The organism is Nocardia ninae NBRC 108245 (genome assembly GCF_007990755.1).
Classification (GTDB): Bacteria; Actinomycetota; Actinomycetes; order Mycobacteriales; family Mycobacteriaceae; genus Nocardia; species Nocardia ninae.
The window spans coordinates 1-23572 of the sequence record NZ_BJXA01000031.1; the positions used below are offsets into that span (position 1 = coordinate 1).

A 23572-nucleotide genomic window follows, 5' to 3' on the forward strand; every position below is an offset into this window, starting at 1 on the left:
ATTGGTCGCGGGTTCGAGCCCCGCCCGCCCCACAAACGCGATCTGAGCAGCGTATATGCCTCGATCGGCAACCGATTCCATGCGCTGTTGAGCGCGAAGACCAACAAATTGGTGCGCGGTTGAGCGCCCTGTCCGCAGTCCCAGGACTGGCTGGTCAGGCCCGCCCGATCGAACGGCCGCAGCGGTTCGGACAAGATTCAATAGAAGTTGGCGACAGAGGCTTTGGTGTCCACCTCGAGCAAGTAAGGATGCCTAGACGGCGCGGCATCCGGTGTTCTCCGGACCGGAATATCGATAAATGGGCGCTGACCTGCTGTTTCAGTGCCTGAACACCACCTTCGGCTTGGCGGCACGGCTGTGCTTCCGGTGATGATTGCGACGCCATCCGCGAGGCAACGGAGCCCGATGGCGCGAGGCGCCGCCGGTGGAGGGGATCAGCGGCGTCCTCAGCTTTCCGGGCCGACGGCGGGAATCGAGGCACGCTCCGACAGGGGGGAGCGTGGCGAGATAGCTTGTCGCGGAATCGGTTTCTGCGGTATCGAGACGGCGGTAGCCGTCGATGGCGTGGCGGAGCAGGTCGGCGGGTTCCGGAACTGCCCGGTCCGCCACTGCGCCATGGCGAGGTTGGTGAGGGCGTCCGGGTGGCCGAGGCGCGGCGTGCGTCGAGGGAGTCGGGAGGGGCGCCGCACTCGCAGATGTCCGCTCCGGTAACCGATCGGCGAAGGTCACCCATCCGGACGGCTTCGCTATGCGACTTCCTTTCTGTGCGTCCGTGGTTCAACGTTGTCTGTGGCAGGTATGTCGGGCGGAGGTGGGTATCTCCGGGGAGACCTATCTGTCGTGGCGGTCGGTGCGGCCTCGACGTCGAGTTCCGGTAGATCCGAACTAGCAGGAGTGGTTGTGTGATGGCGACCCGATTTCGCAGCGTGGCAGCAAGGTTGGTTTGTTTGGCGTTGATGGTGGTTGGGATCGGTGGGGTGCCGTCGGCTGCGGCGGTGCCGGTGTATCCGGCGGGTGAGGCCGATGGGTTCTATGCGGCGCCGGGGGATCTCGCGGACTATGCCGTGGGGGATGTGGTGCGCAGTAGGCAGGTTGCCGCGACCGGGTTTCCGGGGGTCATGGCGTGGCAGCTGTTGTATCGGTCGGCGAACTCGGCGGGTGTTCCAATCGCGGCGGTGACGACGGTGTTGGTGCCGGCGGGCGGGGGGAATCGGCCGCTGGTGTCGTATCAGCCGTTCGTGAACTCGCTCGGGGTGCGGTGCGCGCCGTCGCACAGTCTGTTCGACGGGACGATGCAGGAGGCGCCTGCCTTGAATCTGCTGCTGGCTCGGGGGTGGGCGGTCGCGGTGCCGGATCATCTCGGGCCGACGAGTGCGTATGGTGCGGCGCGGCTGGGCGGCACGCTCACCCTGGACGGGATTCGCGCGGTGCAGAGGTTCGCGCCTGCGGGACTGGCGGCCAGTCCTGTTGGTATGGCTGGTTATTCGGGTGGTGGCATGGCCACGGGGTTCGCTGTCGCGCTCGCGCCGGAGTACGCGCCGGAACTGCCGATCGTCGGTGCCGCGCAGGGCGGCGTGCCGGTGCACCTGGCCGCGTTGGCCCGCGATGTCGGATCGGCGCCGAACCAGCTGTTCGGGCTCGGTTTCGCTGCGGCTGTGGGATTGGAGCGGGAGTATCCCGATCGGGTGCGGCTGGAGCCGCGACTCAACCCGGCGGGGCTGGCGTTGCGCGACCGGATAGCCAACGCCTGCGCAACCGAGATCATTGATGCGGGTGCCAACCGCCGACTGTCCGATGTGTTCACCGGCGGTGCCTTGGATGACGACCCGGCGACGGCGCAGGTGTTGCGGGAGAACAGCATCCAAGATTTCGACGGTGTGCCGCGCGCCCCGGTGTACCAGTGGCACGGCACCGGCGATGTGGTGTCACCGCAGGCGGTTCGCGATGTGGCGGATCGATAGTGTCGTGCGGGAACGCCGGTGCGGCTGGACATGATTCCGGGTGCCGATCACGGTGCCGCCATGCTGGCGGGCGCGCCCCGGGCACTGGACTACCTGGCCGACCGCTTCGCCGGGCGTCCAGCTCCCAGTACGTGCTGACCGTTAACTCGGGGTGCCCATTTTCTTGGCCTGCTTGGCAAGTTCCTGCTCGAACTGCTCTGGCGTGAACTTGAAGTCGCCCTTGGGAAACTCCATGCAACCATCGGCGGTGACTTTGCCGGGAAGGGCGGCGGCGCCGGTTTCTTCCGTGGCAGCGGCCAGCTTGCCGTCGGGTTTGACCCCGCACACGAAGTACGTCCCCTTCTTCGCCGAGTCGAGGATGAAGAAGAAGCCGTTGATCTCGCCTGCCTTGGGCGCTTTGTTCGCCGCGGTGCATTTATCGGCTTCGACGGGAGCGAGGTTGTCGCCGATGGCTTTACCCGGCGTGATCGTCTTGCACCGGTAGCTCGGCGACGTTTCGGCGTTCGCGGCCGGGGCGACGGCCAGCAGGGTGGCGAAGGTGGCGGCGCCGGTCGCGACGAGATGAGCGGGTCGACAGTGCACGGGGTGGTGGCCTCGTTTCTGTGGACGGCTCTGGCGTGGGTATTCGGACCCGAGCCGGTTCTGGATTGGTTCACCTCCGAGTTGCAGTCGGAACCTGTCTTGAAAGTGCTCATTCGGTGAGCACTTAACTGCGGATGATGGGTTCATGGAAAGCATCGACGCAGGTTCACTTCGTTTCCCGGACGCGGCGCACTGGGAGTCGTGGCTGGCCGAGCATCACGACGAGTCGGCTGGCGTCTGGTTGCTGATCGCGAAGAAGGGCGCCCAAGGGATCACCATCGGCGACGCTCTCGACGTCGCCCTGTGCTACGGCTGGATCGACAGTCATCGCAAGGGCTTCGACGACCAGCACTACTTGCAGCGGTACTCGCCACGGCGACCGAAAAGTCCTTGGTCGCAGGTGAATGTGGAGAAGGCCGAGGCGCTGATCGCCGCGGGCCGGATGCGTGCGCCCGGCTTGGCGGCGATCCGGGCGGCCGAGGCGGACGGGCGGTGGTCGGCCGCCTACCAGCGCCAGCGCGACGCCACCGTCCCGGCCGATCTGGCCGCCGCGCTGGCCGAGGACGAGCGGGCGCGGGTCCAGTTCGAACTGCTGGACCGGACCCGGCAGTACGCCCTGTTCCTCCGCCTCATGAAGGCACGCACCCCGGCCGGTCGCGCCACGCAGCTCGGCCAGATCGTCGCGTCACTCGCACAAGCAAGCTAGTTGCGACGCGCGGCCCGCACTGGGCTCAGCGCCATCCCGTGCAGCCGGCGCCATCCCACTAGGTCGGCGCCACCCGCCTCAGCCCACCGCAACCTTCCGATCGAACGCCGCTTGCGCACGTTGCGCCAGATCACTACCGAGTTTGTACCCCTGAGCAGCGAGTTCTTCGTGAGCCTGCGGGTCGGTGGTCTCAGTACCGTAGAGAACCTCGACAGAGGATTCGTCGATCTCGGAGTAACCAGCAATACCGTGCTCGAGCTGCAGCGTGATCGCGTCCTTGTACCCACGACGATCGAACGTCCCTTGATTGATCCCCGCCAATGCGATGAAGTGCAGTTCTTTCACCGCACTCGGACCGTCGGGGGAGGTGTTCTCATAGGCCCACCCACGGCTGAACACCCGATCGATCCACCCCTTGGCCAGCGCGGGCATCGACCACCAGTAGACCGGGAACAACAAGGCGACAACATCGGCCGACTCGATCAACTCCTGTTCCCGCCGCACGTCGGCGGGCACCTCGCCGAGCAACCGATGCACCGCGAGATCCGCAGGCCGGAACACCGGATCGAATCCCGAAGCCGTCAGATCATGCACGGCAACCATCGTGCTTCCATCTGCCTGGATACCTTGCTCGACCGCGTGGGCGATGGCCCAGGTGGCGGACTCGTGGTCCGGATGGGACACCACGAGCAGTACTTTCGGCTGACTGCGTTCGTTCGTCATACGGCCAAGGTAAAGTATGACACTAACGTCAATGTCAAGGAGAAGCTCAGGTGCGGATCAAAGATTTGAGCCAGCTCACCGGTGCGACCCCACGGATGCTGCGCCACTACGAGAACGCCGGTGTCCTGACCCCCGAGCGCGACCCCAACGGGTACCGGCACTACCGCGAAGAGGACGTCAAGACGGTGCACGACATCCGCTGTCTGCTCGCCTCCGGCCTCTCGCTCACCGAAGCCGCCACCCTGATCCACATCGCCTGCACCGCCCCGCAGAGCGCCACCGACCAGGACCGCGACGACGTGCTGGCGCAACTCGACGAACGCACCCGGCAATTGGACGCGGGCATCGAACGACTCCTCGCGGAGAAGGCCAACCTGCTCAAACTCCGCCAGGACCTCGGCCGCTGATCCCGCTGCCCCGAAATCCATAGACCCTGCGCACCGCCGACTTCTCGTAGTGTGGTCTATGGACTGCCCACTTGCCGCGGTCCCGAGCCGCATCCGAACACGCGGCCGGGTGGCGGCCGAGCCGAGCGCGAGGACCATGTCGGACAACGTCACCACAGATCGCTCCGGTTTCGACGCGGTGATCGCGGCCGCCGACTATCCGGTGTTCGTCGTGACCACCCGGGCCGATGGTCGCCAGGCCGGGTGCCTGGTCGGCTTCACCTCGCAGGTGAGCATCGAACCCCCGCGGTTCCTGGTCGGCATCTCCAAGACCAACTTCACCTTCGGCGTCGCGATGGCGGCCGAGCACTTGGCGGTGCATCTGCTCGGTCGCGAACAGTCGTCGCTGGCAGCGCTTTTCGGCGCGGAGACCGGCGACGACATCAACAAGTTCGCGCACTGCAAGTGGCACCCCGGCCCGGCCGACGTGCCGATCCTGACTGCCGCCGCGGGCTGGTTCACCGGCCGCATCCTCGAACGCCACGACCTGGGCGACCACGTCGGCATGCTCATCGAGCCGGAGGCCGCCTCGCCCCCGCCGCCCCACACCGACGCCCTGCGCTACAACGCCGTCGCCAGGCTGAAACCCGGCCACACGGCGTAAAGGTCAGGCAACGCAGATCGAGGGTTCCTCGTCCGAGGCTTGGGCGCGCAGCGTATTCAAGGTCTTGGACAGGATGCGCGAAACCTGCATCTGGGAGACACCGAGCTGCTCGGCGATCTGCGCCTGCGTCATCGATTCGAAGAATCGCATGATCAATACCCGGCGCTCCCGCTCGGGCAGCGCGGCGATCAACGGCCGAACGGTCATCGACTGTTCCAACAGCTGATAGCACGGCTCCTCCGCGCCGAGTCCCGCGGCGAGCGGCATCGGCGCGGCCTCCCCGTCGTCACGGGTCACGGCATCGATGGAGTTGGTCTGGTAACCGTTCTTCGCGATCAACGCCTGGGTGACCTCCCCGACATCGAGGTCCAGTTCGGCGGCGATCTCCCTGGCGGTGGGTACCCGGCCGAGCCGGTTCGACAGCGTTTCGGTGGTCGGTCCGAGTAATTGCTGAATCTCCTTGAGCCGACGCGGAACTCGTACCGCCCAGGTGTGGTCCCGGAAGTGCCTGCGCACCTCGCCCATGATCGTCGGCACGGCGAACGAGAGGAACGAGCTGCCGCGCGTGACGTCGAACCGGTCGACCGCGAGAATCAAACCGAGACTGGCGATCTGCTGCAGATCGTCGAAAGACTCACCGCGACCGGCGAACTTGCGAGCGATGTGCTCGGCCAGCGGCAGGCACAGCCGCATTACTTCCTCGCGCAACTCGTTTCGATGCGGATCGTCCGCGTCGAGCGTTGCCATCTTCTCGAACCACGGCTCGATATTGTCGTAGCTGTCGCCGCGGGATTGCGTACGTCGCGGTGCGTCGACCCGGTCCGCCGTGAAGTCACGCTGCATCGGATAACCCTCGCTCCCAACTGAATTCGATGGCCGTCGGATACCCTCCCGCCGCCGGCTCAAAAGGTTCCTTGATCAACTCGGCAGAATCGGTCAATACCTGCACCAACTGCCAGCTCAACGGGTCGCGGGTGATTTCGACATCGCGCGTGGTCGTCGCGCTGATTCGCGCGCGGATGCTGCGCCGGTTGTAGGTGAACGCGCACCGCAGCGTCGAGCCGGGCACCGCGTCGAGCATCAGCGCGGTAGCGGCCTCGCTGAGCACCAGCCGAATGTCCGGAATCGCATCGAGCGTGACCTCGGCCATCATGCACGTCGTGTCGGTGAGCGCCCGAAGCATGCCCAGCTCGTGCGGCTCAGCGGCCAGCTCGAAGACGACTCGGTGCGCGACCACGGATGTCTGGTGTGATGTAGATGTCCTGGAAGCCACCTTCATCATGTTCACCGCCTCCCATCGATTCACTGCGGCCATACCCGCGCTTTGCCGTACCAATCACCTCGGCAACTTCTCGGCGTGCACTGTGACCGGCGTAACCCGCATCCAGCCCGGCAAGAAGGGGCTGAAGACGTTCGTTCGCGCGGTCGGTGCGGGATTCAGGGCCCGGCTGGAGTAGCGTCGAAGTCGGGGAGATAGGAGTCCGGGGTGGAGGGAGCATCCGGCGGTTTCCAGGGTGAGCACCCTGATGACCTGAGCCGGGATGTCGCACGCGCGGCTGGTTCGCTGTTTACCGGAATCAGCACGCTCTGCTCGGCCGCGGTCCGCCTCAGCGGTGTCGACGGCGCCGCTCTCGCGGTGCTCAGCAACTCCACCCAGGCCCGCGAATTGGTCTATGCGACAGACGCGATCGCCCAGCAGATCGATGAATTGCAGTTCGTGGTCGGTGAAGGACCGTGTGTCGATGCCTACCGCGGCGACCGCTACCAACTATGGCCGGATCTGGCGCTCGGCGCGGTGGCCGCACGGTGGCCGGCCTTCACCCCCGATGTCCTCGCACTAGGGGTGCGCGCGGCGTTCGCATTCCCGGTGCCCGGCGTGCTGCGGCCGATCGGCGTGCTCGAGCTGTACCGCAACACCGTCGGTGTGCTGGCCGCCGCGGAACAGGAGTCCGCAGCGGCCTGCGCGATCGCGGTCGGGCGCACCTTGCACGCGAACTGGGCCGAGCGGATCGACCTGGCGGGCAGCGTCGAAACCGCGCTCGACAACGCCGGATTGGACAACGAGTCGGCGGTGGCCGACGGCGACTTCTCGCGTGCGGAAGTCTTCAATGCCGCGGGCATGGTCGCAGTGCAACTCGCGGTGCCGATCGGCCAAGGGCTGGACCGGTTGCGCGCCTACTCCTACGCGCAGCGCCGCTCCATCGCCGACGTGGCAGCCGATATTGTGTCCCGGCGGCTGTCGTTGCGGGATCAGCGCGACTCGACGGAGGGGCAGCAATGATGAACTCGGCCCGGGCACGGTTGGCGATCGCGGAACTGACCGCGACGCTGACCACCGATTTCGATGTCCCGACCCTGCTGCACTCGGTAGCGGTGCACGCCCGTGACTGCTTCGACGCGGTGTCGGCGGTGGTGATCCTGCGCGATCCCCGCCAACCTGTGGACACGGTGGGCATCCAGATCGTCGCCGAGTCGCTGCGTGACGGTAGCTCGGCCGACCCCCGTCTGCATATCACCGGGCCGGGTCTGTCGAGTGCGCGCGACGGTGCGGTGGCGATGATCGCGGATCTCGACGCGGGCGACGACGCCAGCTGGCCGCAGTACCGCAGGCAGGCGCTGGCCGCCGGGCTGCGGTCCATGCGCGCGTTTCCGGTGGTCGCGTTGACGATGCCGCTCGGCTCGGTCGTGGTGCACCTCGACGAGCCGTGGGGGGTGGCCCGCCCCAACGATTTCGGCCAAATTCTGGCGGACATCACCGCGATCGCACTGTCCACCGGGCGGGTGGACGGGCGCCGGGCCAGCACGGGTGAGACCGTGGAGGCGGTGCTGCACGGCACCACGGTGATCGCCGCGGCGGTCGGTGTGCTCGCCGAATACTTCGACCTCGATATCGCGGCGGCACGGCAACAGTTGGTGCGGCTGGCCCGTGCCCACGGCGTGACGCCCACTGTCCATGCGCGCGCCATCATCGAAGCGCAGAACACCGCACCGTGGGATCCCGGTGCCACCGGGAAATTGCACGCACCGCCCGAGTTGGCGCCGCCGCGGCATATCGACATCTGACGCGCACCGTTTCCATGGCTGGCAGACAACCGTCCGTCCGCTGACTACACGCCATTTCAATATGGTTCCGACACGAGCGACCGACCACGGACACGGTGTAAAAACCGCAGGTGGAGCGCATACTTACCGCGTGATGAAAACAGGCGCACCTGCCGCCGAGGCGGCGACCCAGGCGGTCGTCCAAGTGGTCGGCGGCGGTACCGCGCAGGCCACCGGGACCTTCGGATTCTGGTTCGCCGATCAGCGGTGGGAATGGTCGGACGAGGTCGCCGCGATGCACGGGTACACGCCGGGGACGGTGACACCGACCACGGAACTGCTGCTGTCGCACAAACATCCGGAGGACCGCGCGCAAGTCGCCGAGGCGATCGCCAAGTCGCTGCGCGATGCCGAGCCGTTCTGCAGCCGTCACCGCATCATCGACACCGCCGGAGTGACCCGCCATGTGATCGTCTTCGGCGACACCATGACCGACGACCACGGCGACGTCATCGGCACCAAAGGCCACTACGTCGACCTGACCGACACCATCGACGAGCAGCGGCAGGAGATGCTCGACGGCACGCTGCCCGAACTGTTCGAGGCACGAGCCGTGATCGAGCAGGCCAAGGGCGTGCTGATGCGGGTATACCGGCTCAACGCCGAGCAGGCCTTCCGGGTGTTGCAGTGGCGTTCCCAGGAAACCAACATCAAGCTGCGCACCTTGGCCTCCCGGCTGATCGCCGAATTGGACTCACTGCCGCCGGCGCCGCCGCAGGTGCAGACCGCGTTCGACCACCTGCTGCTGACCGTGCACGAGCAGTCCGGACCCGAATGACCTTCAGGCTTCCGGTCGTCGCGTGCTGTCGGTGCGGCTGACCTCGTAGCCGAGCAGCCGTTCGGCCTCTTCGATACCGCCCTGGAGGTCGCCGACCGCATTCATCTTCGACAGGTCCAAGCCGATGGTGACCAGCGTCAGCGCGATCTCCGAGGACAGGCCGGTGATGATCACGTTCGCGCCCATCAGGCCGGACGCGTCGACGGTCTGCACCAGATGGTTGGCCACGGTGGAGTCGATGGTCGGCACACCGGTGATGTCGATGACGACCACCTTGGCACGATTGGCCCGGATCGCGCGCAGCAGCTGCTCGGTGAGCTGACGGGCGCGCTGACCGTCGAGCACGCCGATGATCGGCAGGATGAGCAGCTGTTCACGCACCTGGAGCACCGGGGTGGACAGCTCGCGGATCGCCTCTTGCTGCTGACGGATGATGCGTTCGCGTTCCTCGACGAAGGACACGCCCACGGTGTTGGCGATGCGGTTGGCGGCCGGTTCGTAGGCATCCAGGACCGCATTGAGCAGCTGGAAGTCGTTCTGGTACTTCTCGAAAAGCGAGCGGGCCAGCACGTCGCGCAGCAGCAGCACGATGCCGAGGACCTCGTCGGTCTCGACGCCGCGGGGGATGATGCGCTCGGACAGATCCCTGGCGTAGTCCTGCAGCGCCTCCACCGAACCGGTCTCCAGCACGGCGACGTAGTTGTCGTAGACGGAGGTGGCCTCGGAGAACATCTCGTCGGGCGTCATCGCGGTCAGTAACTGCGCCTCGGTGATGCGGCGTGCCCATTCCTCGCGCAGCACGGTGCGGTTCTGCCGGAGGTGCTCTACCAGCTCGGAAAGCAAACCCTCGCTGACACCGTTGCTGCTGGTGTCGGTCGCGAAAGCAGTAATCGACATCTCGGACAATGCCGCCTCCGGTCCATCCCACCGCGAATCGGACTCTCGCGTGCTCGAAAAACGCGGTGGCCAGCCCCCTGTTGGACCGTTCCACCGACCGCAGAATCGTATACCTATCGCGGCCGGCGGAGCCATCGAAAGGAGGCGACGGAGGTTTCCGGGCGCGGCGACGGGATAACCGGTCTGCGTCCCATCCGAGCGCGCAGGAGGTTCTCCGCTATGGGTTTCCCCGAGCAACAGCAAGAAGTCCCTGGTATCCAGGCCCAGATGCAGCCGGTGCCGGACTGCGGCGAAAAGAGTTACCGCGGTTCCGGGAAGATGACCGGCAAAGCGGCCGTGATCACCGGCGCGGACAGCGGGATCGGCCGCGCGGTCGCGATCGCCTTCGCGCGCGAGGGCGCCGACGTGCTGATCTCCTATCTGAATGAAGACGAGGACGCGAAAGAGGTCGCGCAGCTGGTCGAGGAAGCCGGTCGCAAGGCGGTGCTGATGCCGGGTGACCTGTCCGACCCGCAACACTGCCGGTCCGTGATCGACCGTGCCGCAGCGGAATTCGGCAAAATCGATGTGCTGGTCAGCAACGCCGCCTATCAGATGACGCACACCACCCTCGACGAGATCAGCGACGAGGAATTCGACTACACCTTCAAACTGAACGTCGGGGCCTACTTCTACCTGGTCAAGGCCGCGTTGGCGCACATGCCGCCCGGCTCGTCGATCATCGGCAGCTCGTCGGTGAACTCGGATATGCCCAGCCCGACGCTCGCGCCGTACGCCGCAACCAAGGCGGCCATCGCCAACTTCTCCGCCAGCCTGGCGCAGTTGCTGGGGGAGAAGGGAATTCGGGTCAACAGCGTGGCGCCAGGCCCGATCTGGACGCCGTTGATCCCCGCGACGATGCCGCCGGAGAAGGTCGGCAAGTTCGGCGACGACACCCCGCTCGGCCGGGCCGGGCAACCGGCCGAACTCGCCTCCACCTATGTGCTGCTCGCCTCGGACGACGGTAGCTACATCTCCGGTGCTCGCGTCGCCGTCACCGGCGGCAGGCCGATCCTCTGACCGTCCGCTAGCCGCCGCCGTTCCCGGTCCCCGCCAGGCGAATGCGGGCGGGCGCGAGTGGCGTCGACGCGTGCCTGCCGAGCAGGGTGACTACGTCGGTGTCGGTGACCCGGTCGAAGCGCAGATAGGACTCATCCACGGGACATGGGCGCGCCGGAGTTTCCAGGCACACGACCTTGTCCGCGTGGTGCGCCAGCGTCCGCGCTATGCGATGTGGCGCGACCGGGACGGCCAAGACAACCCGGATCGCGCCGCGACGGTAGGCGGCGCGGCAGGCCGCTTGGGCGGTGATGCCGGTGGTGACGCCGTCGTCGACGACCAGCGCCGTGCACCCACCGAGCTTCGCCTGCGGGCCGTGTCGCCGAAACCGTGCGGACCGCCGGGACAGTCGGCCGCGTTCGTGTGATTCGGTATCGGTTCCTCGGGGCTCAGGAAGGTGCTGCGGACGACGACCTCGTCGATGATTCGGGTGTCCGCCTCGCCGATCGCGCCGAAAGCCAGTTCCGGTCGATAGGGGACGCGAAGCTTGTTGACGATGATCGTGTCCAGCGGCAGTCGCAGTCGGGCGGCGATCTCATAGGCCACTGGGACACCGCCGCGGGGGACGCCGAGGACGACGACATCCGGGCCACGGAAGGCCTGTAGCCGGTCGGCGAGCCGACGGCCCGCGTCATGTCGGTCGAGAAACAGCGTTCGCAGATACGCGCGGCGATCGGTGTGGTCACTGGGTAGAGCGGAATAGTCCATGGCATCCCTCGAGAAGCGAGCGGCATGGGCCGGAGCCGCGCTTCAGGACTCAGGAGGACTTCATCAATTCTACTCGGCAGTTCGGCTCATCCTGTCGGTTTGCCGACGAGGACGCGAAATGTCTTGGGGGAGTGCGGTGATCGCTAACGGCGGCGCTGCCGCGACGGGGCGGCAGGCTCGGCGAAATGCGGTAAGGCGGGTTTTCGGCCGGTGACCACCTCGATGATCTCGGCCGCCAAGTCGGCGACGCGGACGTTGCGCCGTTGCGACCTGCTGCGCAGCACATCGAAGGCCGCGTCGCGGGTGCAGCGCCGTTCGGCCATGACGATGCCGAGCGCTTGATCGATGGTGGATCGGGAGGCCAGTGTCGCCCGCAGCTGTTCGGTGAGTTTGGCCTGTCTCGCGGTGTCGGAGGCGACAGCGAGCAGGACGCCGAGGTGTTCGGTGGTCAGGATGGCGGCCCGCCGAACCTGGTCGGTGAAGCTGTGCGGCCGGGGCGAGTAGAGCGAGAGCGCGCCGATGGCGACTCCGTTCACCGAAAGCGGTTGGGCATGAATCGATTTGACCCCGAAGGCCAGCATGCGTTTCGAATAGTCGCCCCAGCGGTGCTCAGCAGCGATATCGGGCACGGAAACCTGTTGTGCCGTATCGATTGCCTGGAGGCTGGGATCGTAACCTTCGCTGAGCCTGAATTCCTCGACGAGCATCGCGTGCGCGTCGGTCGAACCGCCGAAGATAGTGCCGTGCTCGCGGGTGAGCATGATCCCCGCCATCGGGTGCTCCGGTAGCATCCGCGCGACCGTATCGGCTACGGCGCACAGTGATTCGGTGACGTCGTCGCCGGTCAACAGCAGCGATGTCAACTCCGACATCCCCAACGCCAGCTCTTCAGCCATGAAATGCCTTGACGGTCAACATAATTGGTATCCGTCCTCTAGTACGCGGCGAGCGATCTCCGAGACGGCGACGCCGTCGGCAAATGCGCGTGCGCGCAACAGTGCGAGCGCGGCGTCGAGCTGGCAACTGCATTGCACGGCAACCATACCGACCGCCTGATGGACGGCGGCGAGGTAATCGGCATCGTCGAACAACGTGCCCTGTGGCGCGCCGTCGTCAGCGGTTCCGCACGAGGCGAGTAGCACCGTGTTGGCCAGGGCGTCGGCCACCTTTTCGGCGGCCGGGGTGACCTCGGCGAGCAGCCCGGTTCGGCTGGTGAACACGCACAGGGCGCCGAGCAGGCGGGAGGAGAACAGCGGGACCGCGACCACGGACCGCACACCGAGCTCGGCGAGTGCGGGGCCGTAGTGCGGCCAGCGAGCGGCCAGGTCCGTGCCGTTGGCGGAGACGAATTCCCGGCCGCCGAGCACATCACGGGCCGGGCCCTCGCCGATCAACAGCTCGAGATCGTGCGCGGCTCGAGCGGTCACGTCCGACGCCGCCACCAGTAGTTCCTCGCCGGTCTGACCGAACAGGGTGACCGCGGCGTTGTCCATGCCGAGGTGCTGGGCTACCGCGGCCATGAAGACCGGTCGCAGCGTGGCTCGATCCCCGATGTACCACCGTTGGAGGCGCAGGGCATGTAGTCGGTGCAGTCGGGCACAAGCGAGATGGCGACCTTCGATTCTTCGATGCAGCTCCGCCATGCGCTGTCGAAATGGCTGCATGGATTGTGGTCGTTGCGTCGCTTGTGCCTCGTATTTCGCGGCCACCGCCGCCGCCCGAGCGGCTCGTTCGCGCTCGGCGCTGAATTCCTGCCACTCACGAGCAATTTCCTGGTGAGCGTCCGAATGCGACCGCACACACCAACCCTACGCGCTTATCCGGGCCAGCGGTTAATTGTCTTGTATTGCAACATTTGTCGGCGGGACCTCTTCCAAGAGCAACACCACGCCGTGGCGGGTGCCGTCCAGCGGTGAACAGGTCACCGCGCAGATGATCGAACGCCCGATTCGGTTGACAGCGGCCAGCTCCACCGGCCCGTCGCGACGGCCCGTTTTGAGGCAGCGCTGGATACTTTCGTGCAACAACTGGGTCGGCAACCCGAAGTCCAGCGCGAAGAACACCTGTTGCTGGACCTCCTCGGAGCGCAGCCCCCACATCTCCTCGGCGCCTCGGTTCCAGCTGCGCACCCGCAGTTGATCGTCGAGTACCACCACGCCCGCGGCCACGCTGGACAGCACGCCCTCCAGGAAGGTGCGGGTCTCGTTCAATTCGTCGGTACGGGTCCGCATCTCCTCGTTCATTGTTTCCAGTTCTTCATTACCGGACTGGAGTTCTTCGTTGGTGGTCTCCAATTCCTCATTGGTCGACTGGAGTTCTTCGTTCGTTGTTTCCAATTCCTCGATGCTGGATTGGAGTTCTTCGTTGGTGGTTTCGAGTTCTTCGTTGGTGGATTGGAGTTCCTCGTAGGCCGTCTCCAGTTCTTCCCTTTTGACCTTCACTTCCAGGGAGAGCCGGGTCGGCATCGTCGTGTCGACAAAATTGACGACCACCCCCACGTCCGAGCCATCGCTGCCCCACAGCGGCTGGATATGCACGTCGAAATACTGGACCTCCGGCCCGAGCTTGCGTTCGGTCGAGCCGACCCGGATGGTGCGACGCTCGGCGACGGCCTGCTGGATCAGCGATCGCAGCTCGACCGGCCGATAGGAGATCTCCAGCTCGCTCAGCGGCCTGCCGATATCGTGCAGCGTCAAGCCGAATTGGCTGCGCATCTGGCTGTTCAGAATGGAGACTTTGCCCTCGGCATCCAAGCCGATCACCCCGAAGGGCGCCGTTTCCAGCGCGAGCTCGCCGAGCTGGCGCTTCTTGACCAGCCCCTGCACCTCCTGACCGAGGCCGATGTCGAGCCGCGGCGGGTTCGGCTGATGCGGCGGCCTGATCTCACCCGCCCGGCGCCGGAAGATGCGCTGGCGCATACTCGCCACCCCGAACCGCTCACCCTCGGAGAGCAGCAGTTCCGCCTTGCCCAGAAAGAGGAATCCGCCCTCCCGTAACGCGAAGTGAAACCGGTCCAGAATCTGCGCTTGTGCCTCGGCATTGAAGTACATCAACGTGTTTCGGCACACCAGCAGATCGAGCCGGGAGATAGGCGCGTCACGGGTGATGTCGTGTCTGCCGAAGATGACCCGGCGGCGCAGGTCCGACCGAAAGGTGAACTTGTCGCCGATCGGTTCGAAATACCGATCCCGGAGCTCACCGGACAGCTGTCCGAGCGCCTTGGCGGGATAGACGCCCGCCCGTGCCTCACGCAGTGCCTCCTCATCGACGTCGGTGCCGTAGAGCTTGACCCGTTTCGCGCACTCCTCGATGCCGAGCACCTCGGCGAACGCGATCGCCAGGGAATAGGCTTCCTCGCCGCTGGAGCAGCCCGCGCTCCACACCCGGATCTCGCTGTCCGGCTTGGCATTCGCGATCAACTCCGGCAGTACTTCACGCTGCAGGTACTGCCAGGCCTCCACATCGCGGAAGAAGCTGGTGACGTTGATCAGGATGGTGTTGAACAGGTGCCGGAATTCCTCGGCGTTGCTTTCCAGCAGATCGCGATAGTCGAGATAGTCGGCGACCCGCACCTCCTGCATGCGCTTGCGGACCCGCCTGGTCAGCGAGGAACGCTTGTATCCGGTGAAATCGAACCCGCGCGAATCACGAATGAACAGCAGCAGGTCTTCCAGCGCCGGGTCGGCGGTTTCGACGTCTTCACCCGGTGCCGTCATGATCTCCTCGCTCGACTCGGTCACGTTGCGCTCTCGGTCACCAGACCACGGATGACACCCGCGATCTCGTCAAGTGGCACAACGAGATCCGCATCGCCGGTGGCCACCGCGGCGCCCGGCATACCCTTGAATTCCGCTTCTTCCGGATCCTGCACGACCACGGTGCCGCCACGGGACTTGATCGCACTCACCCCCGTCGCGCCGTCGCTGCCGGACCCGGTGAGCACGCAGGCGATCGCCCGCGCACCGTAGGCGCCGGCCACCGATTCGAACAACAGGTCGGCCGAGGGCCGGACGAAGTGGACGAGGTCGCTGCCGGACAGCGTGAGCACACCGGGCGGCTCCACCAGCAGGTGGTAGTTCGGCGGCGCGATGTAGACGGTTCCGGCCTCGGCGGTTTCCCCCGCCGTCGCCAGCTTCACGCGCAATTCGGTTCGGCGCGAGAGTAATTCGGCCAGCACCGTCTTGTGGCGTGGGTCGAGATGCTGTACGACGAGCACGGGTACCGGCAAGGTGGCAGGCAGCGCGCCGAAAACCTTGAAGAGCGCGGTGATACCGCCCGCCGAGGAGGCGATGGCGACAACGGAATACTGCTCATTCGTGGTCATGGCCGCGCCGACCAGCCGTGAGGTGCACGGGACCAGGGTAGCGCTGCGCCACTGACCGGCCCGGTGACCGGCCCGTGCCCGGCGCGGCGGCGGCACGCGCTCATCGCCGCCTTCTGCTTCGGAGCTCCCCCATCGGTGCCGTGGCAGTCAGGCTGAGCATCGCCGTCCCGGTGGTGCGAATCATCGAGTCCAGCTCGGCCAGGAGGTCGACGATGGCGGTGTGGTGTTTGTCGGCCGCGGCGGTCGTCAGCCCGTCCACGTCGAACTCCATGCGGATCGTGTTCAGTCGCAGACCGGTGTCGAACAGGCTCCGGACCAGCCGGTCACCGAGCTCGAGCAACGCGCGGGTGTCCTGCTCGGCCTGGGCCGGGGGCGGGCGCGGGGTGGTCTGTTCGACGAATTCGTCAGGCGATACCAGGGTCATGATTCCTCCGGGTTCGGTCGCTGGCACGGGGGAGCCGCGCTTCGGGACTCGGGGAATTTCACCTGGAACTCTACGCTCGAAGCCCAGCTCGGGGGCCTGAGTGGGGGTTACTCACGGCCGGGGCGTGGGCTCGGGCGTGTTTGCCTCGATCCAACCTGGTTATCCGCCACACGACCGGCCCGAAAAAGGCATGGTCGGTCGGACCCGACGAAAGGGGTTAGACAATGAGCACAGCTGACAAGGCCCAGAACAAGGCTGACGACCTCGCCGGCAAGGCGAAGGAAAAGTTCGGCGAGGCCACCGACGACCAGGACCTGAAGAACGAGGGCAAGGGCGATCAGATCAAGTCCAACCTCAAGGATGCGGGCGAGAAGGTCAAGGACGCCTTCCGCAGCTGATCAGTCTTCGGTTCACCGTCGAGCGGGTGCGCGCCTTATCGGGCGCCGCCCGCTCGGCCGTCTGTAGGGGGTAAACCTTGGTCGAGCTCGCCGACGCGGAATTGGCGCGACGTTTCGTCGAAAGGCTCGGTGGCATCTGGGATTCCAGCACCGTGCAGTACGGTGATCGCGAATTCGTGAGCGCCTGAGGCTTTTCCGCGAGGCTCAGTGTTCGATCTTGCCGAGGATGTCGCGCAGGGTCCGCAGGTCGTCCGGGGGTAGGGCGGCGACCGAGTCCGGCGCGGGATCCGGTGTCGCCAGGGCCTGTGCGAGTACGGCGCGTCCGGCCATGGTGATGGAGACCAGTTTCTGGCGTCGGTTGGTGGGATCGACCTCGCGGACGACGTAACCCAACTCCTCGAGCTGATTGACCGCGACCGTGGCGGCGGGGGCGTCGATGGCCGCCGCGTACGCCAGTTCCTTGACCGTCATCGGACCGTTCCGCAGACGGCGCAGCACTCGGATGCGGCCGAACGACAAGCCCGTTCGCTCGCTCGCGGCCCGTCGCCACGGGTCGCGGGAGTACATCACGAGGCGGGTGAGCATGGCCCATACCTCGTCGGGGTTCGGGGAGTCATCCGGCATGGGTGGGCACTTTCTGTTCCAGCAGTGGGGCCACGCGGTCACTGGATCGCTTGGCCCACGGGGTGTTCGCGGCTATGCCGAGTATGGCGACACCGGCGGTCAGCACCGCGATCACCCACCACAGCCCCGCGCCGGTCAGCGCGCCGCACAGTGCGACACCGATGCTCGTGCCGACCTGGCGGCTGGTCGAGGCGACCGAGGACGCCGCGCCCGCTCGATCCAGCGGCATGCCGCTGACCGCCGTGGTGGTGATCGGCGCGTTGACCATGCCGAAACCGACTCCGAAGATCGCGAACATGACCACCAACACCCACACCGGGGTCTGCGGGTCGAGCGTGGTGAGCAGCACGGCGGCGACGGTCATCGCTACACCCGCAGCGATCAGTGACGGCCGGGTGCCGTACCTCCCGACGAACCGCCCGGACAGTGGCGAGAAGACCACCACCGCGACCGCCATCGCCAGATAGAGCAGACCGGTGTGCACGGCCGAATAGTGCCGCACCGTCTGCAGATACAGCGAGTTGCTGAACAGGAAGGCGCCGAGCGCGGCGAAGGAGAAGACGGCGATCACCGTCGCCGAGCTGAACGGCACGCTGCGGAAGAAGCGCAGATCGATGAAGGGGTCGACGCGGCGCGACTCGTAGTAGACGAACGCCGCCAGCGCGATCGCCGAGACCACGAAGATCACCGGCTGCCGCTCGATCAGCCCGAAGACCGTTGAGAACAGGAACACCACCGCCAGCACCTGTCCGATCGGGTCGATGCCGCGCACCGTCGCCGACTTCGATTCCGGCACAAAGACAGTCGTGAGCACCAGCGCGAGCGCGCAGATCGGCAGATTGATCCAGAACACCGACTGCCAGCCGAGGGTGTCGATCAGCACGCCGCCGACGGTCGGGCCCAGCGCCATCGAGATGCCGACCACCGCGCCCCAAACCCCCACCGCGCGAGCGCGTTCCACCCGTCCGGTGAACACCGTGGTGATGATCGACATCGCCACCGGGTTGAGCATCGAGCCGCCGATCGCCTGCACGAACCGGGCCGCGATCAAGACCTCGATGGACGGGGCGAGACTGCACAGCAGCGAGCCGAGCGCGAAGGTGATCAGGCCGATGCGGAACACTCTGCGCCGCCCGAATCGGTCCGCCGCCGCGCCGGCCAGCATCAGCAGGCTGGCCAGCGTGAGCGTGTAGACGTCGACGATCCACTGCAACCGGGGCAGTGGTGCGTCCAGATCGGCCTTGATGGTCGGGATCGCGACGTTCACGATCGTCGCGTCCATCGACACGATCAGCAGGCTCAGACAGCAGGTGGCCAGCACGAGCGTTTTGCGCCGCGCGGTCATCTGCTCAACAGTTGTGATCACACAATGATTGTGTAGTCACAACTGTTCCGAACGCAAGGGCTGTGAGCGGCGTCGCAGCGCAGAGGTTGGCATGCTGGGCAGGTGATCTCGGAGACGGAAGCGCTGTTCCTCGGCGGACGTTCGGGTGTCGGCAAGAGCCGGGTCGGCCTCGCGGTGCACGCACTGCTGTCCGGCGCCAAGGTGCGGCACGCGCTGATCGAGGGCGACAACCTCGACCTGGCCTACCCGCCGACCTGGGAACACGGCCTCGCCGAACAGAACCTGGCAGCGATGTGGCAGAACTACCGCGCCCTCGGCTACCGCCGGCTCGTCTATACGAATACCGCGTCCGTGCTGCCGGAGGTCATGGGCGAACTCTCGGCCGCGATGGGCGACACCCCCACCATCACCGCAGTACTGCTGACCTGCGACGACCACACCGCCCGAGCCCGGCTTGCGCACCGCGAGAACGGCATCGAACTGGCCAGGCACATCGAACGCAGCATCGCCATGTCCCACGAACTCTCCGCCGCGGTGCCGGACTGGGTGCACGTCGTCGACACGACCGACCGCACACCCGAGGACATCGCGGCCGCGGTCGTCGCCTTGACCGGTTGGCGGACCGGTCATCCGGCAGTGACATAGCCGCTGGCCTACCCTGACTACGGTTCGTCGGTGTGATCTAGGGAGTCTCGGTGGGTGCTGCGCTTGTCAAGGGGGAGAACGGGTCGCTGGCGCAGTCGCGGGTGGTGGTGTCGGTGCGGAGTGCGGCGGACATCGAGGTGTCGGCATTGCTGGTGACGGCGGCGGGGACGGTGCGTTCGGATGCGGACTTCGTGTTCTTCAATCAACCCGCCGCGCCCGGTGTGCTGCTGCGGGTCGACGCGGCTGCGGCGTTGGAGGTTTCGTTCGCCGACCTGCCCGCGGCGATCGAGCAGCTGCGGGTGGTGATCACGCTGGACGAACCGGGCGCTGCGTTCGGCGAGTTCGCCGCGCCGGTGGCGACGGTGGCCGATCCGGCCGGAGATGTGTTGTACGAGTATCGGATCGATGGCCTCGCCAGTGAGTCCGTGGTCATCGCGCTGGAGCTGTACCGGCGCGGTGCCGAGTGGAAGGTCCGGGCGGTGGGGCAGGGGTACGCGGGCGGATTCGCGGAGCTCGTCACCGATCACGGTGTGCACGTGGACGATGCGCCCGCGCCGGCCGAATCGGCTTCCGTCGCACCGGAGCTCGAAGTGCGGACCGTGCCGGGCGAGGCGGCTCTCTCGTTCGAGAAGCGCGGCCAGTTGGATTTGCGCAAGCACGCTGTCGCCAAGGTGCTGGTCGACCAAGGCGCCTGGGGAATTCGCGCACGTGTGGTGCTGGTGATCGATAAGACCGGCAGCATGCAGAAGCAATACCGCAATCAGGTGGTGCACCGCGTGGTGCAGCGGATGATCCCGGTGGCGACCCAGCTGGACGACAACGGCGCACTGGAGGCGTACCTGTATGCCCTCTCGTTCGCCAAGCTGCCCGACATCACCGTCGCGCAGGCCGACGAGTGGGCACAGACCTACTTGCACCTCGGCGGCACCCACGCGGGCATCGATTACGCCGAAATCGGCGGCCGCAACGACGAATTGCCGGTCATGCGCGACATCATGGCCTCGCTACGCCCCGGCGACGGGCCGACGCTCGTCCTGTTCTTCACCGATGGCGGTTTCGCGAACAAGCGCGACATCAGCGCGCTCATGCGCGAAGCATCGCAGCTGCCTGCGTTCTGGCAGTTCATCGGCCTCGGCCGGGCCAACTACGGCCTGCTCCGCTCGCTGGACGAGTTGACCGGTCGAACCGTCGACAACGCAGGCTTTTTCGCGCTCGACGATATCGATCGGGTCGACGACGGCGAGTTGTACGCACGACTGCTCGGTGAGTTCCCGGCGTGGTTGCGGGCGGCCAGGGATGCGGGCGTGCTGCGCTGAATCACCTTCAGCGTTCGGGCATCTGCTTCTTCGCCCACTCGGCCCACTCCTTGTTCATCACGAAGTAGCGTTCGCCCCATTCCAAGGCGATGCGGCCGTTTCTGGAGAAGTCGTTGTCCTCCCAGTCGATCGACTCCTTGAGCGCCATCAGGTCGGCATGATGTCGGTCGGCCCAGGTCTCGATGTCGGTCAGGTACGCCTCGGCTCGGTCGCGCGGTATGACGCCGAGGAAGAAGACGCGTAGCAGTAGCTCGTTGCGGTTGGCCTGCTTCGGCGCGGTCTCGGTGAGCCAGTGTCGTAGCGCGGCCAGACCTGCGTCGGTGATGGTGTATTCCTTGCGGCCGCGCGGACCTTCCTCCGACACGTTGATGAGTTCGGCCTCGGCGAGCTTGGTGAGCTCGGTATAGATCTGGCTCTGCGTCGCGGTCCAGATGTTGGCCAGCGAGTGCTTGAACCGATAGATCAGGTCGTAACCGCTGGCAGGGCGGTCGGCCAGCAGGCCGAGCACGGCGTACCGAAGGCTCATGCGGGTCACTCTACATTCCATTCTTGACAGGTCGGATCGGCAGCATCTAGTTTCGACATGTCAAAACTGGAATGTCGAGCGGCGAGGAGCTATCGGACATGTCGTATCTGCGGACGTTCGCCCCCTGGATTGTCTACGCCGTGGTCCCCGCCGCGCACTGGCAGTGGGCCGCGCTGGGCGCCCTGCTGCTGTCGCTGTTCGAGGTGACCAGGCAACTCCGGGCCGGTCGTACCCTCGACGCCTTGATCATCGACCTCGGATCGCTGGTCTTCTTCGCGGGGTTGACGGTGCTCGCCTTCGCCGATCCGGATACCGCGCTGCACCCCTACAGCCCCGCACTGTCCTCCGGTGTGCTCGCGCTGATCGCGGGCGTCTCGTTGGCACTGCGTAAACCCTTCACCCTCGGCATCGCGAAACAAACTGCCCCGCAGGAACTCTGGGACCATCCCGTTTTCGTCCGCACCGCCTACGTGCTCACCGCGGTGTGGGCGGCGAGCTTCACCATCGGCTGCGTCGTGCTGATCGCGCTCGCCCATGCCGACTCGACGCTGCGGACCATCGCGCAGGTGCTGGCCTTCGTGGTGCCCGCGGTGTTCACGATCCGCTACGTCGCCTACATCCAGTCCAAGGCCCCCGCCGCCGCTCGACCCTGATCAGATCGGTTGTCTCCCATGACTACATCCGTGCCACACCTCACCGGCAACTACGCGCCCGTCACCGACGAGCTCACCGCATACGACCTGCCGGTTACCGGACAGCTTCCGCCCGAACTCACCGGCTGGTATCTGCGCAACGGCCCGAATCCGCATGCGGCCGCCTCGCACCACTGGTTCGCCGGTGACGGCATGGTGCACGGCGTACGGATCGAGAACGGCCGGGCGGTCTCCTACCGCAATCGCTGGGTCCGCACCACCACCTTCACCGACGGCGTGGGCATCTACGACGAGTTCGGCAACCACGACTTGACCGCCGGTGTCGCCAACACCCACGTCATCCGGCACGCGGGCCGCACGTTGGCGCTGGTCGAGTCGTCGCTTCCGTACGAACTGACCTGCGACTTGGACACCGTCGGCGCTTACGATTTCGACGGCAGGCTCGACACCGCGATGACCGCGCACCCCAAGACCTGCCCGGTCACCGGCGAGCTGCACTTCTTCGGCTACGAACTCACCAAACCGCCGTTCCTGACTTATCACCGTGCCGACGCCGACGGCAATCTCCAGCTCAGCCGTCCGATCGAGGTGCCTGCCCCGACGATGCAGCACGACTTCAACCTCACCGCCGAACACGTCGTATTCATGGATCTACCCGTCGTTTTCGACCTGGCGGAAGCGGTCGCCCGCACGGGCATGCCGTTCCGCTGGAGCGACAGTTACCAGGCGCGCCTCGGTGTGCTCCGGCGCGACGATCCGCACGGAGAGGTGCGCTGGTTCCCGATCGAGCCCTGCTACGTCTTCCACACGCTCAACGCCTACGACGAGCCGGGCAAGATCGTGCTGTACGTGATGCGCTATCCGCAGCTGTGGCGCGCCGAATCGCACACCTTCGACAAGTCGACCCTCTGGCGGTGGACCATCGATCTCGCCGCGGGCACCGTCGCCGAGGAGCAACTCGACGATCGGGTCGCCGAATTCCCGCGGGTGGACGATCGTCTGGTCGGGTCGAACGCGCGGTTCGGTCATACCACGGTGGCCGACGATTTCGGCGCGCTACTGCGCTACGACCTGCACACCGGCAGCAGCACGGCGCACGAGTTCGGCCCGGGACGGATCCCCGGCGAGGCGGTCTTCGCGCCCGCCGACGAGAACCCGGGCGGCGACGGCTATCTCATGACCTTCGTCTACGACGCCGCCACCGACAGCAGCGATCTGACCATCCTGGACGCCACCGACCTGGCCGCGGCACCGGTTGCCACCATTCACCTGCCGCAGCGGGTCCCGTTCGGGTTCCACGGAAGTTGGTTGGCGGACCAGTAGGGCGTAGGGGAGCGGGCGGGGGTCAGCCGATGACGGCGTTCATGATGGTGCCCGCGCTGGTGGCGACGACACCACCGATCATGGCCCCCGCCACCATCTTCGGGGAATCGAGGCCGCCGCCGGTCCACTTCTCCCACGCGAACTTGCCGCCCGCGTAAATGATGGCGACGATGCCGGCCAGGAGAACGAACCAGGTGAAGTAGCGGACCAGTTGGAGGAACTTGTCGGAGACCGGCGGAGCCTCGGGGCTGGGGTTGCCGATCTGAGCTAGCAGTGTGTCGTGCACGGCGAGCAGGATCATCGTGGTCAGCTCATTCTGGATTCGGGACAGGGCAGGATTCGCTGTCTGCGATGGTATCGGTTTGTTCGCTGCAATGCAGTCGGGTCGG

The 23572-nt window shown here is 66.1% G+C and carries 28 protein-coding genes and 1 pseudogene; 13 read left to right on the forward strand and 16 right to left on the reverse strand.

The window, feature by feature from the left end; translation table 11 throughout:
• Window positions 1-905 precede the first annotated feature (905 nt).
• A pseudogene (locus NN4_RS22125) lies at window positions 906-2099 on the forward strand (lipase family protein).
• Window positions 2100-2102: 3 nt separating this feature from the next.
• Here NN4_RS22125 and NN4_RS22130 read toward each other — a convergent pair.
• Entirely contained in the window at window positions 2103-2699 is a 597-nt protein-coding gene (locus NN4_RS22130; RefSeq protein WP_147134595.1) for a hypothetical protein, read from the reverse strand.
• On the opposite strand from NN4_RS22130, the gene NN4_RS22135 reads away from it, so the two are divergent.
• Complete coding sequence (locus tag NN4_RS22135) at window positions 2689-3249, forward strand: YdeI/OmpD-associated family protein (protein ID WP_147134598.1); 561 nt, start codon at window positions 2689-2691, stop codon at window positions 3247-3249. The two genes, NN4_RS22130 and NN4_RS22135, sit on opposite strands and share 11 nt — an antisense overlap.
• A gap of 78 nt (window positions 3250-3327) precedes the next feature.
• Here NN4_RS22135 and NN4_RS22140 read toward each other — a convergent pair whose 3' ends face one another.
• On the reverse strand, window positions 3328-3972 hold the full coding sequence (locus tag NN4_RS22140; protein ID WP_147134601.1) for an NAD(P)H-dependent oxidoreductase: 645 nt from the start codon (window positions 3970-3972) through the stop codon (window positions 3328-3330).
• Window positions 3973-4022: 50 nt separating this feature from the next.
• Here NN4_RS22140 and NN4_RS22145 point away from each other — a divergent pair, with 50 nt between their 5' ends.
• Together NN4_RS22145 and NN4_RS22150 are read left to right on the forward strand one after the other, a co-directional pair.
• Window positions 4023-4379: a MerR family transcriptional regulator gene (locus NN4_RS22145; protein ID WP_147134604.1), complete on the forward strand. Its 357-nt coding sequence runs from the start codon at window positions 4023-4025 to the stop codon at window positions 4377-4379.
• 136 nt (window positions 4380-4515) lie between these two features.
• Entirely contained in the window at window positions 4516-5022 is a 507-nt protein-coding gene (locus NN4_RS22150; RefSeq protein ID WP_246181015.1) for a flavin reductase family protein, read from the forward strand.
• 3 nt (window positions 5023-5025) lie between these two features.
• On the opposite strand, the gene NN4_RS22155 is transcribed toward NN4_RS22150, so the two are convergent.
• A complete protein-coding gene (locus tag NN4_RS22155; RefSeq protein WP_147134610.1) occupies window positions 5026-5865 on the reverse strand; it encodes an RNA polymerase sigma factor SigF in 840 nt (279 codons plus the stop codon).
• Window positions 5855-6172 carry an anti-sigma factor gene (locus tag NN4_RS22160; RefSeq protein WP_147134613.1) on the reverse strand — a complete coding sequence of 106 codons (318 nt, stop codon included), beginning with the start codon at window positions 6170-6172 and terminating at the stop codon, window positions 5855-5857. Before NN4_RS22160 ends, NN4_RS22155 begins: the two co-directional genes overlap by 11 nt.
• Before the next feature lie 336 nt (window positions 6173-6508).
• Here NN4_RS22160 and NN4_RS22165 point away from each other — a divergent pair, with 336 nt between their 5' ends.
• From NN4_RS22165 to NN4_RS22175, 3 genes are all read left to right on the forward strand, one after another.
• A complete protein-coding gene (locus tag NN4_RS22165; protein WP_147134616.1) occupies window positions 6509-7303 on the forward strand; it encodes a GAF and ANTAR domain-containing protein in 795 nt (264 codons plus the stop codon).
• Window positions 7300-8085: an ANTAR domain-containing protein gene (locus tag NN4_RS22170; protein ID WP_147134621.1), complete on the forward strand. Its 786-nt coding sequence runs from the start codon at window positions 7300-7302 to the stop codon at window positions 8083-8085. The genes NN4_RS22165 and NN4_RS22170 overlap by 4 nt, the downstream gene beginning before the upstream one ends.
• Window positions 8086-8218: 133 nt before the next feature.
• Window positions 8219-8902, forward strand: coding sequence for a PAS and ANTAR domain-containing protein (locus NN4_RS22175; protein ID WP_147134803.1), 684 nt, complete (start codon window positions 8219-8221; stop codon window positions 8900-8902).
• 3 nt (window positions 8903-8905) lie between these two features.
• On the opposite strand, the gene NN4_RS22180 is transcribed toward NN4_RS22175, so the two are convergent.
• Window positions 8906-9799, reverse strand: a complete 894-nt coding sequence (locus tag NN4_RS22180; RefSeq protein ID WP_147134624.1) for an STAS domain-containing protein — start codon at window positions 9797-9799, stop codon at window positions 8906-8908.
• A 219-nt stretch (window positions 9800-10018) separates the two neighbouring features.
• On the opposite strand from NN4_RS22180, the gene NN4_RS22185 reads away from it, so the two are divergent.
• The gene (locus tag NN4_RS22185) at window positions 10019-10858 is read left to right on the forward strand and encodes an SDR family oxidoreductase (protein WP_147134629.1); all 840 of its coding nucleotides are present in this window, start codon (window positions 10019-10021) and stop codon (window positions 10856-10858) included.
• A 7-nt stretch (window positions 10859-10865) separates the two neighbouring features.
• Here the strand turns inward: NN4_RS22185 and NN4_RS46630 are convergent, their stop codons facing one another.
• From NN4_RS46630 to NN4_RS22220, 7 genes are all read right to left on the reverse strand, one after another.
• Window positions 10866-10997, reverse strand: a complete 132-nt coding sequence (locus tag NN4_RS46630) for a hypothetical protein (protein ID WP_281289391.1) — start codon at window positions 10995-10997, stop codon at window positions 10866-10868.
• Between the two features lie 65 nt (window positions 10998-11062).
• Window positions 11063-11605, reverse strand: a complete 543-nt coding sequence (locus NN4_RS22195; RefSeq protein WP_147134632.1) for a phosphoribosyltransferase family protein — start codon at window positions 11603-11605, stop codon at window positions 11063-11065.
• 143 nt (window positions 11606-11748) lie between these two features.
• Window positions 11749-12501 carry a GAF and ANTAR domain-containing protein gene (locus tag NN4_RS22200; protein ID WP_147134636.1) on the reverse strand — a complete coding sequence of 251 codons (753 nt, stop codon included), beginning with the start codon at window positions 12499-12501 and terminating at the stop codon, window positions 11749-11751.
• A gap of 15 nt (window positions 12502-12516) precedes the next feature.
• A complete protein-coding gene (locus tag NN4_RS22205) occupies window positions 12517-13125 on the reverse strand; it encodes a GAF domain-containing protein (protein WP_186818566.1) in 609 nt (202 codons plus the stop codon).
• 312 nt (window positions 13126-13437) lie between these two features.
• Entirely contained in the window at window positions 13438-15345 is a 1908-nt protein-coding gene (locus tag NN4_RS22210) for a CheR family methyltransferase (RefSeq protein WP_246181016.1), read from the reverse strand.
• Complete coding sequence (locus NN4_RS22215) at window positions 15342-15929, reverse strand: chemotaxis protein CheB (protein ID WP_147134642.1); 588 nt, start codon at window positions 15927-15929, stop codon at window positions 15342-15344. The genes NN4_RS22210 and NN4_RS22215 overlap by 4 nt, the downstream gene beginning before the upstream one ends.
• A 100-nt stretch (window positions 15930-16029) precedes the next feature.
• Window positions 16030-16353, reverse strand: coding sequence for a hypothetical protein (locus NN4_RS22220; RefSeq protein WP_147134645.1), 324 nt, complete (start codon window positions 16351-16353; stop codon window positions 16030-16032).
• 224 nt (window positions 16354-16577) lie between these two features.
• On the opposite strand from NN4_RS22220, the gene NN4_RS22225 reads away from it, so the two are divergent.
• Window positions 16578-16751 carry a CsbD family protein gene (locus tag NN4_RS22225; protein ID WP_107654970.1) on the forward strand — a complete coding sequence of 58 codons (174 nt, stop codon included), beginning with the start codon at window positions 16578-16580 and terminating at the stop codon, window positions 16749-16751.
• A gap of 204 nt (window positions 16752-16955) precedes the next feature.
• Here the strand turns inward: NN4_RS22225 and NN4_RS22230 are convergent, their stop codons facing one another.
• Window positions 16956-17375, reverse strand: coding sequence for a MarR family winged helix-turn-helix transcriptional regulator (locus NN4_RS22230; RefSeq protein WP_135235708.1), 420 nt, complete (start codon window positions 17373-17375; stop codon window positions 16956-16958).
• Entirely contained in the window at window positions 17365-18741 is a 1377-nt protein-coding gene (locus NN4_RS22235; protein ID WP_246181017.1) for an MFS transporter, read from the reverse strand. Before NN4_RS22235 ends, NN4_RS22230 begins: the two co-directional genes overlap by 11 nt.
• Window positions 18742-18822: 81 nt before the next feature.
• Here NN4_RS22235 and NN4_RS22240 point away from each other — a divergent pair, with 81 nt between their 5' ends.
• Both NN4_RS22240 and NN4_RS22245 read left to right on the forward strand, forming a co-directional pair.
• A complete protein-coding gene (locus NN4_RS22240) occupies window positions 18823-19365 on the forward strand; it encodes an ATPase (protein WP_222595137.1) in 543 nt (180 codons plus the stop codon).
• Between the two features lie 50 nt (window positions 19366-19415).
• Window positions 19416-20681, forward strand: a complete 1266-nt coding sequence (locus NN4_RS22245) for a vWA domain-containing protein (protein WP_147134648.1) — start codon at window positions 19416-19418, stop codon at window positions 20679-20681.
• Window positions 20682-20688: 7 nt separating this feature from the next.
• On the opposite strand, the gene NN4_RS22250 is transcribed toward NN4_RS22245, so the two are convergent.
• The gene (locus NN4_RS22250; RefSeq protein ID WP_147134651.1) at window positions 20689-21207 is read right to left on the reverse strand and encodes a PadR family transcriptional regulator; all 519 of its coding nucleotides are present in this window, start codon (window positions 21205-21207) and stop codon (window positions 20689-20691) included.
• A gap of 98 nt (window positions 21208-21305) precedes the next feature.
• On the opposite strand from NN4_RS22250, the gene NN4_RS22255 reads away from it, so the two are divergent.
• Both NN4_RS22255 and NN4_RS22260 read left to right on the forward strand, forming a co-directional pair.
• Entirely contained in the window at window positions 21306-21860 is a 555-nt protein-coding gene (locus NN4_RS22255) for a DUF3159 domain-containing protein (protein ID WP_147134654.1), read from the forward strand.
• Between the two features lie 18 nt (window positions 21861-21878).
• Window positions 21879-23183, forward strand: a complete 1305-nt coding sequence (locus NN4_RS22260) for a carotenoid oxygenase family protein (protein ID WP_147134657.1) — start codon at window positions 21879-21881, stop codon at window positions 23181-23183.
• A gap of 22 nt (window positions 23184-23205) precedes the next feature.
• On the opposite strand, the gene NN4_RS22265 is transcribed toward NN4_RS22260, so the two are convergent.
• Entirely contained in the window at window positions 23206-23484 is a 279-nt protein-coding gene (locus NN4_RS22265) for a hypothetical protein (RefSeq protein WP_107654974.1), read from the reverse strand.
• Window positions 23485-23572 lie beyond the last annotated feature (88 nt).